At 71.8% G+C, this 14,229-nt stretch carries 14 protein-coding genes; 7 read left to right on the top strand and 7 right to left on the bottom strand.

Annotation, left to right across the window (positions count from 1 at the left end; genetic code table 11):
- The first annotated feature begins 3 nt into the window (after nucleotides 1-3).
- From ACWGKI_RS13160 to ACWGKI_RS13140, 5 genes are all read left to right on the top strand, one after another.
- Nucleotides 4-1,362, top strand: a complete 1,359-nt coding sequence (locus ACWGKI_RS13160) for a DUF881 domain-containing protein (protein ID WP_452187549.1) — start codon at nucleotides 4-6, stop codon at nucleotides 1,360-1,362.
- A 180-nt stretch (nucleotides 1,363-1,542) separates the two neighbouring features.
- Entirely contained in the window at nucleotides 1,543-2,019 is a 477-nt protein-coding gene (locus ACWGKI_RS13155; protein ID WP_380243804.1) for an FHA domain-containing protein, read from the top strand.
- Nucleotides 2,016-2,765, top strand: a complete 750-nt coding sequence (gene ftsR, locus ACWGKI_RS13150; protein ID WP_452187547.1) for a transcriptional regulator FtsR — start codon at nucleotides 2,016-2,018, stop codon at nucleotides 2,763-2,765. Before ACWGKI_RS13155 ends, ftsR begins: the two co-directional genes overlap by 4 nt.
- Before the next feature lie 87 nt (nucleotides 2,766-2,852).
- Complete coding sequence (locus tag ACWGKI_RS13145) at nucleotides 2,853-3,389, top strand: bifunctional nuclease family protein (protein WP_380243810.1); 537 nt, start codon at nucleotides 2,853-2,855, stop codon at nucleotides 3,387-3,389.
- A 247-nt stretch (nucleotides 3,390-3,636) separates the two neighbouring features.
- Nucleotides 3,637-4,224: a MerR family transcriptional regulator gene (locus ACWGKI_RS13140; protein ID WP_380243802.1), complete on the top strand. Its 588-nt coding sequence runs from the start codon at nucleotides 3,637-3,639 to the stop codon at nucleotides 4,222-4,224.
- A 25-nt stretch (nucleotides 4,225-4,249) separates the two neighbouring features.
- On the opposite strand, the gene ACWGKI_RS13135 is transcribed toward ACWGKI_RS13140, so the two are convergent.
- The 3 genes from ACWGKI_RS13135 to ACWGKI_RS13125 all read right to left on the bottom strand — a co-directional run bounded on the left by ACWGKI_RS13135 (nucleotide 4,250) and on the right by ACWGKI_RS13125 (nucleotide 7,484).
- Nucleotides 4,250-5,527 (bottom strand): phospholipase D-like domain-containing protein, encoded by a 1,278-nt coding sequence (locus ACWGKI_RS13135; RefSeq protein ID WP_380243801.1) that lies wholly within the window; start codon nucleotides 5,525-5,527, stop codon nucleotides 4,250-4,252.
- A 5-nt stretch (nucleotides 5,528-5,532) separates the two neighbouring features.
- Nucleotides 5,533-6,702: a tyrosine-type recombinase/integrase gene (locus tag ACWGKI_RS13130; RefSeq protein ID WP_452187544.1), complete on the bottom strand. Its 1,170-nt coding sequence runs from the start codon at nucleotides 6,700-6,702 to the stop codon at nucleotides 5,533-5,535.
- Nucleotides 6,703-6,926: 224 nt separating this feature from the next.
- The gene (locus ACWGKI_RS13125) at nucleotides 6,927-7,484 is read right to left on the bottom strand and encodes a methylated-DNA--[protein]-cysteine S-methyltransferase (protein ID WP_452187542.1); all 558 of its coding nucleotides are present in this window, start codon (nucleotides 7,482-7,484) and stop codon (nucleotides 6,927-6,929) included.
- Nucleotides 7,485-8,584: 1,100 nt separating this feature from the next.
- Between ACWGKI_RS13125 and ACWGKI_RS13120 the strand changes: the two genes are divergently transcribed.
- Nucleotides 8,585-8,920, top strand: a complete 336-nt coding sequence (locus ACWGKI_RS13120) for a hypothetical protein (RefSeq protein ID WP_452187540.1) — start codon at nucleotides 8,585-8,587, stop codon at nucleotides 8,918-8,920.
- Nucleotides 8,921-8,992: 72 nt separating this feature from the next.
- On the opposite strand, the gene ACWGKI_RS13115 is transcribed toward ACWGKI_RS13120, so the two are convergent.
- The 4 genes from ACWGKI_RS13115 to ACWGKI_RS13100 all read right to left on the bottom strand — a co-directional run bounded on the left by ACWGKI_RS13115 (nucleotide 8,993) and on the right by ACWGKI_RS13100 (nucleotide 11,947).
- The gene (locus ACWGKI_RS13115) at nucleotides 8,993-9,487 is read right to left on the bottom strand and encodes a DUF2199 domain-containing protein (RefSeq protein WP_452187538.1); all 495 of its coding nucleotides are present in this window, start codon (nucleotides 9,485-9,487) and stop codon (nucleotides 8,993-8,995) included.
- A gap of 81 nt (nucleotides 9,488-9,568) precedes the next feature.
- Entirely contained in the window at nucleotides 9,569-9,736 is a 168-nt protein-coding gene (locus ACWGKI_RS13110) for a hypothetical protein (protein ID WP_452187536.1), read from the bottom strand.
- Nucleotides 9,737-10,311: 575 nt separating this feature from the next.
- Nucleotides 10,312-11,700: a type II toxin-antitoxin system HipA family toxin gene (locus ACWGKI_RS13105; protein WP_452187535.1), complete on the bottom strand. Its 1,389-nt coding sequence runs from the start codon at nucleotides 11,698-11,700 to the stop codon at nucleotides 10,312-10,314.
- Entirely contained in the window at nucleotides 11,693-11,947 is a 255-nt protein-coding gene (locus ACWGKI_RS13100; RefSeq protein WP_380243795.1) for a helix-turn-helix domain-containing protein, read from the bottom strand. Before ACWGKI_RS13100 ends, ACWGKI_RS13105 begins: the two co-directional genes overlap by 8 nt.
- Nucleotides 11,948-12,251: 304 nt before the next feature.
- Here ACWGKI_RS13100 and ACWGKI_RS13095 point away from each other — a divergent pair, with 304 nt between their 5' ends.
- Entirely contained in the window at nucleotides 12,252-14,108 is a 1,857-nt protein-coding gene (locus tag ACWGKI_RS13095; RefSeq protein WP_452187532.1) for a glycoside hydrolase family 3 N-terminal domain-containing protein, read from the top strand.
- The last annotated feature ends 121 nt before the right edge of the window (nucleotides 14,109-14,229 follow it).

Below are 14,229 nucleotides of genomic sequence, written 5' to 3'. Positions count from 1 at the left end.
CCGATGAGCGACCGTACGGGCGAGCGCCCCGACTCCGCGGACGAGGGCGTCGAGACCACCCCCGCGTCACAGGTCCCGGACACCGACCCGTCGGCGGGGGGCGCGCCGGTGGGCCCGAGCGAGGTGTCGACCGCGGACGACGCGGGTGCCACGGCACCGGCGGACGCTGTACCCGGCACCGAACCCGAGACTGAGGCCGAGACTGAGGCTGAGGCCGGGACCGAGGCACGCCCGGACGAAGCCGCTGTGGTCGACCCCGAGGACGCGCCCGTCATGGCTGAAGGCGGAGACGCGGCCGTCATGGGCGAAGACGGGCGCGGGGACGGCGGGTCCTCCCGTGCCGCAGACCCCGGCTCCGCGGACCGGTCGGCCGACGAGGCTGACGGGGCTGACGGGGCTTACGGCGCGGCCGACCCTCTCGACGTACAGGGCACACAGGACGCGCCCGGCACGGACGCGAGCGAGGCCGTCGAGGAGAGCGTGCCTGCGCCGTCGCAGGCACCGACGCCTGCCGACGCCGCGAGCGCCCGGGGTGAGGCTGTCGGCGCGGAGCCCGACGTCCTGGGGGACGACGACCCCGCTGCGCACGACGAGCTGCGGCCGCAGACCCCGGCCGCCGCGCCGGCGGGGGAGGCTGGGGAGCCGAGCGGGTGGCGGCGGCTGGGTGCTGCGCTGCGCCCTCGGGCGACGCGCTCCCAGGTGCTCGCCGGCGTGCTGTGCGCGGCGCTGGGCTTCGCGCTCGTGGTGCAGGTGCAGCAGTCGGCGTCCGACCAGCTCTCGTCGGCCCGCCAGGAGGACCTGGTGCGCCTGCTGGACGAGGTGACGGACCGGGCCCAGCAGCTCGGCGACGAGGTGTCGGACCTGGAGGACACGCGGGACGAGCTGCGTTCCGGTACCGGCAAGGCGCAGTCCGCGCTGGAGCTTGCGGAGCAGCGGGCGGAGTCGGAGGGCATCTTGTCCGGCCGGCTCCCCGCGCAGGGGCCGGGCGTGCGCGTCACCATCCAGGACCCGTCCCACCAGCTGCGGGCGTCGCAGATGTTCAACGTGCTGGAGGAGCTGCGCAACGCGGGGGCGGAGGTCGTCGAGCTCAACGGTGTGCGTCTCGTCACGTCGACGTGGTTCGAGGACGAGGGTGACGCGATCGTCGTCGACGGGACCGCCCTCGCGTCCCCGTACGAGTGGACCGTGATCGGCGACCCCGAGACCCTGGACCGCGCGCTGGAGATCCCGGGCGGCGCGCTGGCGACGGTGCGCGCCGCCGGGGCGGAGGCGTCCACCGCACGGCACGACCGCGTGAAGATCTCCGCCGTGACCCCGCCGCAGGACCCCCGGTACGCCGAGCCCGAGCGGGCGCAAGGCTGACGTGCGCCGATACGGTGCGTGCGCGGGTCGCGGGCTTCCCGGCCACGCCCCGGTCGGGGTAGGTTTGTCGGACGACGGCGCACGTCGGACGCACAGCCAGCCCTCCGCGGACACGGGTTTCCGGTCCGTCCCGGCGGCAGCGTCGCCCGACTCACCCGGCCCGACCTCACAGGAGGACTGATGACGGACCCCCGTGCTCTTCCGCCGCACCAGGCGGCCGCGGACACCACCGCGCACCTGGGGCGCGTGGGCGCGCCCGCGGAGGAGCAGTCGTTCCGGATCCCGCTCACCGCGGAGGAGGCCGCCGCCGTGGCGGCGCTGCCGCGCCACTCTGCGCTCCTCGTGGTGCAGTACGGGTCGGGTGCCGTGGGGGAGCGGTTCCTCCTCGACTCGGACCGAGCGGTCGCGGGTCGTAGCGAGCAGGCCGACATCTTCCTGGACGACGTGACGGTCTCGCGCAAGCACGCGGAGTTCGCTCGCGAGGGCGACCGGTTCGTCGTGCGCGACATCGGCTCGCTCAACGGGACGTACGTGAACCGGGAGCGGATCGACGCGGCGACGCTCACCACCGGCGACGAGGTGCAGATCGGCAAGTTCCGCATGTCGTTCCACGCCAGCCCGCAGGCGCCGCGGGATCCGCAGGCGCCCGCGTCGTGACGGCGGCGCAGGCCGCGCACGGCGAGGAGCCGGCCGGCCCGGAGGCGCCCGAACCCTGGCCGCGGGGGATCTCCCGCCAGGCGACGATGCGGATCTCCGACGTCCTGGGCCAGCTCGGCCCGGAGTTCCCGTCGGTGTCGCACTCCAAGCTCCGGTTCCTCGAGGACCAGGGGCTCATCGACCCCGTGCGCACCTCCTCGGGCTACCGGCAGTACAGCCCCGCCGACGTCGAACGGCTGCGGTTCGTCCTGACGGAACAGCGAGACTCCTACCTGCCGCTCAAGGTCATCAAGGAGCGCCTGGCCGAGATGGACGCGGGGGAGCCTGCGCCCGGCCCGGCACCACGTCTCGCCGACCCTGCGGGCGCTCCCGAGGTGACCCGCCGTCGCTGGACCGCGGAGAGCGTCGCCGAGGCGACCGGCACCACGCCCGAGTTCGTGCACGAGCTCGTGTCCGCCGGCGTGCTGCCGCCCAGCTCCGGCAGCCGGTTGGACTCCGGGGCGCCCGACGTCGTCCGCATCGCGGCCCGACTGGCCGAGCACGGCATCGAGCCGCGCCACCTGCGGTCGCTGCGCGCGTCCGCGGACCGGCACGTCGGCCTGGTGGACCAGCTCGTCGCGCCCTACCGCAGCCAGCAGACCCCGACGGCGCGCGCACAGGGCGCCGAGCTCGCCGCGGAGGTCGGTGAGCTTCTCGCGCGCCTGCACTCCACCTGGGTGCGGCAGGGCTCCGGCGACCTCGTCTGATCTGTCGCCCCCGTCTCTCGCACGACGTGAGGCGATCGACGGACGTACCGTGGGTCGGTGGAACCAGACGAGGCGAGCGACGCACCGATGGTCCCGGTCGAGGTCCTCGGGGTGCGTCAGCAGCAGCACGACCAGGAGATCGTGGTGCTGCTGCTGGACGCCGCCGCCAACCTCGCTGTCCCCATCGTGATCGGCGCGCGAGAGGCGTCCGCGATCGCCATGGCCCAGGCGGGCCTCGTCACCCCTCGGCCGATGACGCATGACCTGCTGCGTGACCTGCTCGGCGCCGTCGGGGTCGAGCTCGAACGGGTCGAGATCGTCGCGCTCGACGGCGGCGTGTTCTTCGCCGAGCTCATCCTGTCCAACGGCACCCGCCTCGACTCCCGCGCGTCCGACGCGATCGCGCTGGCCGTGCGCACCGGCAGCCCGGTGTTCTGCTCCGCGGAGGTCGTCGCAGTCGCCGGGGTCGAGGTCGTCGACATGGAGCAGCAGCGCGAGGTCGAGAAGTTCCGCGACTTCCTCGACCACGCCACGGCCGCGGACTTCACGACCCCGGGCGGCCCGCACGAGCCCGGCACGCCCCCGCCCCAGGGCGGCGACCGGCCGGACGACCCCTCACCCTGAAGGGCCGCCCGGCGGGGCACGAGCCGTCGCGGCGCCACGCCGACGACGACCCTCGACCTCGGGTCGAGGCTCAGGCTCCGCTAACGTAAGACCCGAACCTTCAAGCGGTGGTCGAAAGTTGAGGGTTCGGACGACAGGTCCCCGGACGTCGGGGCAGGACGGCGCGACACGCGGTCGCTCCAGATGCCGACGTCGTTGACGACCCCCCAGGGGCGTCCTAGCGTGGAGCCGAACACCAGGAGGCACAGTGAACAGCAGCGGTGAGGCAAGCGTCCCCACGGGTGCGACGGTGCCGCACGGCGCCCAGGGGCTCCTCTTCGGCGAGGACCTCACGGAGCAGGACGCCGCCACCGGGTACCGCGGCACCACGGCGTGCCGCGTCGCGGGGATCACCTACCGCCAGCTCGACTACTGGGCGCGCACCGGCCTCGTGGAGCCGTCGATCCGGCCCGCGACCGGCTCCGGCACGCACCGCCTGTACAGCTTCCGAGACATCCTGGTGCTCAAGGTCGTCAAGCGGCTCCTCGACACCGGCGTCTCCTTGCACCAGATCCGCAGCGCGGTGACCCACCTGCGGGAGCGTGGCGTCGAGGACCTCGCGCAGATCACCCTCATGAGCGACGGCGCATCCGTGTACGAGTGCACCTCGCCCGACGAGGTCGTCGACCTCGTCCAGGGCGGTCAGGGCGTCTTCGGCATCGCCGTCGGGCGCGTGTGGCGCGACATCGAGGGCACGCTGTCCTCCATGCCCACCGAGTCCCTGGACGACGAGGAGCCGGCGCCGCACGAGGGCGACGAGCTCGCCGCCCGCCGCCGCGCGCGCACCGCCGGCTGAGTCCGCGACCCCCCCGTGGCCCGGCTCAGAGGAGCGGGCGCAGGGGAGACATCAGACGCTCGGCGACCTTCGACAGCGGGTGCCGGCGCTGCCACTCGTCCATCGTGAGCTCGCGCGAGTTCGACTCGTCCATGCGGAACGCGGCCTCCAGCTGAGCGGCCAGCCCGTCGTCGACGACCTCAAGGTTGATCTCGTAGTTCCCCGTCAGGCTCAGACGGTCGATGTTCGCGGTGCCGACCGTGGTCCAGCGGCCGTCGATCGTGGCCGTCTTCGCGTGGATCATGGCCCCCTGGTACAGGAAGATCCGCACCCCGCCCCGCAGGAGCGTCGAGTAGTGCCCGCGGGCCAGCCAGTCGGCCACCACATGGTTGGAGCGCTCCGGCACCAGCACCCGGACGTCCACACCGCGGGCCGCGGCCGCGAGCAGCCCCGCCTGGATGTCCTCGTCCGGGATGAAGTACGCCTGGGTGATGTAGACGTGCGAGCACGCACGGTCGATCGCGTCGAGGTAGATCCCGCGGATCGGGAACACGAGCTCCGAAGGAGCGTTGCGTGCCGCTCGCAGGCCCGGCAGCCACAGCGGCGAACCCACGTCCTGCAGGACCGGGAGCCGCGGGCCACGCCAGCGGTTCCAGAAGTCGACGAACGCGTTGCGCAGCTCCCAGGCTGACGGGCCCGTCAGCCGCAGGTGCGTGTCACGCCACTGCGTCGCGTACAGGGACCCGATGTTGTACCCGCCGACGAACGCCGTCTCGTCGTCGACGACCAGGATCTTGCGGTGGTCGCGTCCCGACCGACGCACGTCGAGCATGAGCAGCCCCGGTCGCATCGCGGGGAAGCGGAGCACGTGCACGCCGGGCACGTCGAAGAACCGGCGCGGGACCACGAGGTTCGCGAAGCCGTCGTACACGGCATACACGGCGACGCCGCGCCCGGCCGCCTCAGCGAGCGCCTGCTTGAACTGGCGGCCGACCTCGTCGTCCTTCCAGATGTACGTCTCGAGGAAGATCTCCCGCTGCGCGCCGCGGATCGCCTCGAGCATCGCGGCGTACAGGTCGGCGCCATAGGTGTACAAGGTCGCGGTGGTGTCCTCGACCTCCGTCGACGACGGCGGGGACGTGGGGAAGGCGGCGTCGAGCGGGTACTGGTGGCGGCGGAACCGCTCGAGGCCCATCACCGTCCCGGCGGCGGCCACGGGGACCGCGGCGGCGAGGAGCGCGCCGCGGGTCGCGTAGCGTCGCAGGGCGGCCCAGTCGATCTGGACGTGGACGGGCTTGCGGAGGCGAGGCAGGCGAGGCGGCACGAGCCTCACGGTAGCCAGGCGTCCGTCGCAGCGCTCGCCGAACTGTCGGGTTGGTCGGTGATGTCACCCGGCTGCGCCGCCTCGGCGCCGAGGTCGGTGGGTACGGCAAGGTCGGCGGACAGGGGGTGGGAACGGATCGCGGCGGCCAGCTCGCCCTCGATGCGGTCCAGGTACACCCCGGTGGTCGCGATCGAGCGGTGGCCGAGCAGCTCCGCGACGACCTTCACGTCCCAGCCCTCCGCGACGAGCAGGGTGGCGGTGGTGTGGCGCAGCGCGTGGGGTGTGGCGGGGCGGCGATAGGTCGCGGGCATGCGTTCGACCGCACGGGCGAGGAGGGCACGCACCGCCTGGGTGTCGATCCGGCGCCCCCGCCAGGTCAGCAGGAGGGCGCGTCGTGCGTCCGGGTCGTCCTGCCGGCGGGCGGCGAGCCGGGGGCGCAGGTCACGCAGGTAGTCCTCGAGGGCGGCCGCCAGGGGCGGCGAGAGCGCGACGGTGCGGATGGATCCGCCCTTGCCGACGATGCGCCACCGGGTCTCCTCGGGCTCGCGCGTGAAGTCCGCGACGTCGGCGCGGGCGAGCTCGGAGACGCGGGGGCCCAGGACGAGCAGGAGGGCCACGACGAGGCGGTCGCGCAGGGCGAGGGCCTGGTCGGCGCGCGGCGCCCGCGAGCCGGCGCCGGCGGGCGCCGCGGGCGTGGCTCGTGCGACGTCGGCGGCGGAAGCCTGCAGCAGCGCTCCGGCCGCGGACGCGGACAGTGCCGTCCGCTCCACCCGCAGGCGGTCGCGCGAGCGTGCGGGAGGGGCTGCCCACTGCATCGGGTCGGCCTGCACCCAGCACTGCCGTGCCGCGTGGGCGAAGAACCGGCTGACGGACTGCCGGAACCTGTTGACGGTCGCGACGGACCGTCCGGCCGCGCCCTTGCGTCCAGGGTCGCTGTACCGCTGGTCCGGGGTGGCCTGGTAGCGCACCAGGGCGTCGTCGACGTCCTCGCCGCTGACGTCGTCGAGCACCCGGTCCTCGCCGACGAGACGGGCAAGCTCGCGCACGTCGCGCTCGTAGCTGCGAGCGGTCGCGGGGGAGAGGATCCCGCGCACGCTCTCCACCCGGACGGTGGCCAGGTATCGGTCGACGGCGGTGGCGACGTCGACGCGATCCAGCCGGGGCGGGGCGACCATGCGTGTTCCTCCAGGCGTCTGCCGGGGCGGCTGCTCGACGGTCGCGGGCGTTCCGCGCGCCGGTGACCTGCGGCGACGCCAGCCGCACGGCCCGGCCCCAGGGTAGGTGCCCGCACCGACACGGTCAGCCACGGTTCGTCTGCCCCGGTTCGTCTGCCAGGGTTCGTCGCGGCACGGGCGGCCGTGTGCAGGCGAGGGTGTGGGGCGTGGTGGCGCGGCCCCGGTCAGAGCTCGAAGAGGGTCGGGTGCTCGAGGTGCACGCCCTCGGCGTCAAGCATGCGCAGCTTGGTGCGCCGCCCACCCCCGGCGGAGAACCCGCCCACCTGTCGGCCGGCGGCGAGCACGCGGTGGCACGGGACGATCGGCGGGAACGGGTTGCGGCCGAGGGCCTGGCCCACCGCCTGCGCCGCACCGGGGGTGCCGAGCTGTGCGGCGACGTCGCCGTAGGTGAGGGTGACGCCGGCCGGGACGGTGCGGACCACCTCGTAGACACGCCGGTCGAACTCTGGGACGGCGCTCAGGTCGAGGTCGATGCCGGTCAGGTCTGCCGATCCGGTGTCGAGGAGCAAGGTGATGCTGGCGACGGCGCTCGCCAGGATGCCGTCGGGGACGGCCTCGGCCGCGGAGGGGTACCCGCGGTGCATGGCGTCCCGCGTCGCCGCAGCGGAGCCGTGGGGCAGGGCAGAGCCGACGACCATGCCGGGGGAGCGCCACACGAGCGCGCAGTGCCCGATGGCGGTGGGGAAGACGCAGAAGGCGAGCCCGGCGCCGGGAGTGGCCATGTCCCCACCGTAGAGGCGGCCCCCGACACCGCTCCCGTCGCGGCGGCGGCAGGTGGGCCGCAGGGGAGCCGCTGCCTCACCCGAACGCAACGCGCGACACCACTGTGTTGTGTCATACACAATGGTTTGAGGCTAATGTCCGAATCATCCTAGCGCGATACGTCGGCGGCGTCGAGGGATCCGGAGGTCGCTCGATGCAGCTCGAGCCGCGGCGCTCGGTGAGACGCCAGGTCGGGGCCGCGACGTTGTCTGGGGGACCGTCGTGCGACACGGGCGCGCACGAGGCGTCAGACAGCGAGGGCGTCGACGACGAACGACACCCGGGACGTCAAGGCCGACGAGACGGCCAACATCGAGACCCCGAGGCGCCATGGAGGGACAGAGCGAGACGAACATCGAGACACCGAGCGTCCTGACAGCTCGTGAACCGAGTCGATTCCTGGACGCCGAGGAAGCTCGCCGACAGCCTGCGGACACGCGGGTGCCGTTGGCGCGATTCTGCGTCGCGGTGCGCGACGGCGGCGGGCCGATGTCCGATGTCCGGTCGACGCGCCGCACAGCGCAATGGGGTGCGGACGGAGGCCGAAGACGTCACATGCCGATCCCGGCGCCGTGCGGGCCGGAGGGGACCGGCTGGGGGCGCCTCGTTCTCCCGTAATGACATAATGTGCATTATCGGTTCGCAATGCGTGTGAGGCAAGGTGTGCGAGGTTGCATCTGATGCAAGAACTCGCACCCGGACGCGATGGCAGCGTCGCTGTAGGTCAGCAGCACAATCCCGCTGTCGTCGACGTGCTCACGCCGGCCGACCCTCTTGCCGCCTCGCCGCAGGTCACCCTAGGTCTCGTGCATCTGATGCACGATTCCTCGGAAGGATGGTCGCGTGCTCGAGACTCCCAGGTCCGTTCCGATGCGGCTCGCAGGCGCGACGGTCCCTCTCCTGCGCGCTGAGCTGCAGGTGTTCGAGGCGATGCTGGCCGGGTGGCGCAACCAGATGCTGTCACCGACCCGCCCTGACCGTTCCGCGGCATCGTCGCGGAACCGCCGCCCGTCTCCCCCACGACGACCAAGCCGGAGCGCTCGAGCATGTCCTGACCTCTTTGGAGTGGTCCTCCCGCAACCAGTTCGCGGCGCTCCTCGTCCTCGTCTTCGCGCAGCCCATCGCGCGCATCGTGCGACTGCGCAGGGACGATGTCACGATCGCTCCCGACAGCGTCATCGTGCACCTCGCCGGCGCACCGATGCAGCAGCTGCGCCCACTGTTCTCCTCGCTCGCCGCGCGCCTCGGCACACCCACCGAGCTCGCCAGACAGACCCCCGTCGCGATCCTCGCCAAAGCCCTCGGCTACACGGCTGCGACGCTGGAGAAGCACGCCGCCGTCTCGGGAGGCGACTACGGGAGGTGCGTTTCCGACCTCACTCGAGCACGCCGGTGACGTCCTGCGACCCTGAACGCGCCAACTGATACCAGGAACCTCGAAATAGGCGTGCCGCGAGCGGGCCGCTCATCAGGCGGGAAGCGAGTCCAAGACCAGCTGGTGATCCCACTCCCGCTCAAGGACAGCCGAGAGCAGCTCATCGCTGCTGGCTACGCACCACAGAGACACATCGGGATCGTGGACAGCGAGCTCTACAGGTGCCGCCAACATCCCCCACGGCTCGACAGCGTTCGCGAGTCGACCGCTGAGCCGCAATTCCGCATACTCCGGCTTCCACCAGACCTTCGCGGCGTGCTGCAGATCCTTGGGATGCACCCCGACCCAGATGCCGAATCGAACGGAATACCCGCCAGTCAACTGCACGGGGAGTAGTGCCCGAACGAACGCGCCCATCGAGGGCACCTGCATCATGACCGACTCCGAAGCGGAGGGACCGCTCATCCAGAACCCGTCGGTCGCCTCGCCCTCGGGGAGATTCAGCACAGGGTCGGGAAGTGAGAACCGAACGTCGCGCTCATGCGCGGTCAGCTCGCGTCCGCACGAGGGACAGGTAGAAGCCGTCATCCAGCGGATGCTAGCGCCTTGAGCGGTCACGATCTGGCGGATCTTCCTTCCGTCGGGTTCAGTCACGGCACCCGTGAACCGTCACCCGAACGGGAGGAGGTCGCGCGATTCCGAGACCGAGGACCATGCGGCCGTGAATTCGACCCTGACGTCTTCGTGGAAGTCTGCAATCACATGGGTCTCCGCCAGCGAGACGTCCTCGAGGTCGTCGTCCGTCGGATCGTTCTCGAAGAGGAACCTTGCCGTCACCAGGGATAGTCGAAGGTCGCGGTGACACCACGCAGGTTCGGACCTACGAGATCCCACAACGCCCGCTGAATCGACAGCAGAACGCTGACCCTCAAGTCCATCCAGCCGCCCCTCCCCTTAGGCCCGGTCGTCACGATTCGGAGTGTTGCCGCGACCGACGTCGCTCTCGTTCCTCAATCGCAGAAGGTCAAAGATGCCGCCGGTGCGATCGTTGCAGAGAGACAGCGCCGCTCGTCACCCCGTTCCACGACTCCGTACTGCTCCAACCACCCGGCGAGTCAGATCAAACCGGCCCCATCGGCCACTGAGGCAGTAGCCGCCACTCGGACTCGCACCCGCCGAGCTCGCACGACAACCAGTTGCCATCGGTCCCAGACGGGCACAGAGCCTGCGTCCCGCGGCCTCAGAACCGATCGACGATCGATGTCGTGATCGGTGACTCCGGTCAGACCAGTCCACCTGCTACGGCGCAGTGCAGTTCTGCTGTCGCCGGCATCGTTGTTCGGACCGGCCTCTGGGTACGGGCGTGGGTGTGCACGCAGCTCGCCTTCCCGTTTGTCCCATATCGACGGCAGTCAGCGCCCAGGCCTTGCCCGCCAGTGCCCGGCCACAGGGCGGCCGGCCCGGTCGTGTGGCGGCACCCAGGTCGCAGCGGGGGGCTGGTGCACCTCTCCCCCGCCGCGTGCGGTGCCGAGCGCGCGCACGACGTCGGCCGCCCGGGACGCGGCGCGGTCGACGAACTCCCCCGCGACGTCGTCGGCGACGAGGGCTCGCTCCCCCGTCACCGCGTCGCGGACGGCGTCGGGCCAGGCGTCGGCATACGCGGCGGCGACGTCCAGCAGCCAGCCCGGGTCCACCCCGAGGTCCGCGGCGGCACGCTCGACGTTGCGTGCGCCGAGCGCGCGCAACCGGTACTCGCCGCCGAGCTTCATGGCGAGCCTCGCCTTGTACCGGACCTCGTCGGCGGGCCACAGGAGGCTTGCCGAGACCAGGTCGTACAGCGGCGCGAGGACGGTGCGCGTCCCGACGTGCAGCAGCGCGAAGTTCTTCGCGTGGGCGTCGGTGCCGGCCGCCACCCAGTTGAGCACCACGGCCCGCGCGAGATCGTCGCGCGAGCGGGCCAGGTCACGCCGGTCGACGGCCCGCGCCACGACGCCCGCGACGTCCCGCACGCCCGGCCCGCCGTCCGCCTCGTACTTGGCTGAACGCCACAGGCCGAGCGCCTGGCAGAGGTCCTCCTGGTGCAGCCGACGCGTCCCGCCGTCCGCGGCCGCCACGCGGTCGAACCGTTCGACGACGACCGCGGCCTGGTCCTGGAACCACGCCGACTCGACGCCCGCGACCGGCAGCCCCAGCGCGCGTGCCGCGCGCATCGTGACGAGCTCCGCCGCGGCGGAGTGAGCGACGCCGTCGATCCCGATCTTGAAGATGTGGGTGCTGGCGCCGCGGCCGGTGGGCTGGTGCCAGGAGCCGTCGGTGGCGCGGGTGAGCGCGAACTTGCCCTGCTGCCCGCCCAGGGAGAACCTCCCGCCGTGCTGCTCGAACGCCCACGAGCTGTCGTCCGCGCGCAGCTCCCGCAGGTGCGCGGCGATCTCCGCCTCACCCAGCGGCCGGCTGCCGGCGCCGTCCTGCGGTTCCTCGCCCTCCGGCACGACCTGCACCGCGCCCGCGCAGTCCGCGCCCATGTGACGCAGCAGGTTGAACGCCGTCGGGCGCCGTTCCTCGAACTGCGCCGCCCAGCGGGCGCGCACGGTGTCGCTGTCCGGCAGGAGGTTGTCGATCCACGGCATGGTGACCTCGGCGCCGTGCTCGGTGAGGTGCCGGGGCATGCTCACCGACAGCGACGGCGCAGCCCGTAGCGCCTGGTACGACGCCGTGTAGGCGAAGGTGACGTCACCGTCGCGGCCGCGCCGCAGCGTGCCCGCGAGCGCCCCGTCGAGCCAGACGTGGAGGTGGTCAGTCACGGGCTCGGCTCAGGACGGTCTCGAGGGCGTCGTCGGGTTCGTCGGGCACGATGTCGACGACGAGGTCGACGGCGCGTAGTGCGTCGAGCACGAGGTCGAGGCGTGCGGTGGGTGCTCCGGCTTCGGCGGCGATGATCCACTGGCGGGAGACGTTGACGGTGGTGGCGAGCTGGGCCTGGGTGATTCCTTTGTCCTTGCGGGCGCGGCGCAGCAGGGAGCCGAGCTGTGCGGCGTCGGTGATGATCATGGGTGCTTCTCCCCTGTCTGGGGTGTGTCAGCGGGTGGCGACATCCTGTGTGATGTCAACGCTAAGTAACATCTGGCGCGATGTCAACGATCAGTGACATCGCCGCTCGAGCTCCCGTGTGCGGACGAGTCTCTCGGTGTCGCGTGCGGAGGACGTTTCTATGAAAGTTCCTTCACCGGGCGCCGAGCCCTGGGGAAAGTCTTGACGTGGGTCGGGGGCGGTCCTAACGTCCAGCACAGGCGCACCCGGACAACGACGTCCAACGGTCTCGTACCGTCGCGCCCGTCCGACACAGGAGGATCTCGTGAAGGATCCAGGAACCAGGCGCCTCGTGCGCTCGACGGCGGTGCTGGCGGGCGCGGGCCTGCTTCTCGCCGCCGTGACCCCCGCTCAGGCGGACACCTCCGCCCCGACCAGCACCACGGCCGCATCCGCGGTCGGCTCCGTCGCGTCGAGCGCCGACATCCGCGCGATGGTCGACGCCATGACGCTGGACCAGAAGATCGGTCAGATGACGTGGACCCACGTCTACGGCTCGTCGGCGAACGACACGTCCATGGCTGCGAGCAACCAGGCCCGGTACGGCGTGGACACCCCGGCGCAGGTCGTCCAGAAGTACGACCTGGGTGGTGTGCTCTACTTCGCCTGGTCGGGCAACACCAACAACCCCCAGCAGGTGAACGGCCTGTCGAACGGGTTGCAGGACGCGGCGCTGGCCGACGGGGGCCCGGGCATCCCGCTGGCGGTGACGATCGACCAGGAGGGCGGGATCGTCGCCCGGATCGGGCCGCCTGCCACACAGCTGCCGGGCAACATGGCGCTCGGTGCCACGTTCGACGCCGGCCTGGCTCGTGCGCAGGGTGACGTCCTCGGGTCGGAGCTGAAGGCGATGGGGATCAACGTCGACTTCGCGCCGGTGCTCGACCTGAACACGAACCCGGACAACCCGGTGATCGGGATCAGGTCGATGGGTTCGGACCCGAAGACGGTGAGCCGGCTGGGGGTGGCGCAGATCGCAGGGATCCAGCAGCACATCGCGGCGACGGCGAAGCACTTCCCGGGTCACGGTGACACGGAGACGGACTCGCACTACGGGCTGCCGGAGGTCACGTACGACCGGGCGACCCTGGAGAAGCACCTGGAGCCGTTCCGGGCTGCGATCGACGCGGGGATCGACATGATCATGACGGCGCACATCGTCGTCGACGCGATCGACCCCGACCTGCCCGGCACCCTGTCCCCCAAGGTCCTGACGGGGCTCCTGCGGGACGAGCTGGGCTTCGACGGCATCATCACGACCGACGCTCTCGACATGCAGGCGATGACCGACAACTGGTCGCAGGGCGAGATGTCGGTGAAGGCCATCCAGGCCGGCTCCGACATCCTGCTCAACTCGCCTGACGTGGACGCGTCCATCGCGGGCGTGAAGCAGGCGGTGGCGGACGGGACGCTCACGGAGGCGCGCCTGGACGAGTCGGTCACGCGCATCCTGGAGTGGAAGGCGAAGCGTGGTGTTCTCGCCGACCCGTACGCGGACCCGGCACAGGTCGGGGCCGTGGTGGGCTCTGCCGAGCACCTGGCGACGGCCGCGACGATCGCGGACCGGTCGATCACCCTACTGCGCAACGAGGACCGTCCGCTGCCGCTGCAGCCGGGCGAGGACTCGGTGCTCGTGGTGGGTGCGGGGTCGGCGTGGCCGGAGCGGCTGGCCCCGATGCTCTCGGCCCGCGGGTTCGACGTGACCACGCTGCTCGAGAACGGCAGCTCGCCGTCGGCGGCGTACCGGGCTCGTGCCGTCGCGGCGGCGGCGAACGTCGACGCGGTCGTCTTCACGTCCTACAACGCCAGCGCCAACGCGGCGCAGCAGGCGATGGTGAGCGCCCTGGCCGCGACGGGCAAGCCGGTGATCGTGGTCGCGGCGCGCAACCCGTACGACATCAACGTGTTCCCGCAGGCGGACGCCGTGCTGAACAGCTACGGCTACAACGTCGTGAACTATGCGGCGGTGGTGCGTGCGATCGCGGGTGACGTGAACACGCTGGGCAAGCTGCCGGTGGCGGTCCCGACGGCGGACGGCGCCTCGACGCTGCTGCCGCTCGGCTTCGGTCACCGGTACCCGAGCTGGCCGCACCTTCCGGGGTCGGGCAAGCCGGGCAGGTGACCGCGGCCCCGGTGCGGGGTCGCTGAGGCTGTGCCGGCGGGCGCGGGGTGCACCCCGCGCCCCCCCGGGCGTTGGCGGGCGGTGTGTTATAAACAAAACAGAGACCACCAGAACAAGTACA

Source organism: Isoptericola sp. NPDC055881 (genome assembly GCF_053615895.1).
The sequence above is the reverse complement of the archived record's forward strand: the minus strand, read 5'-3'. Positions and strand labels throughout refer to the sequence as shown.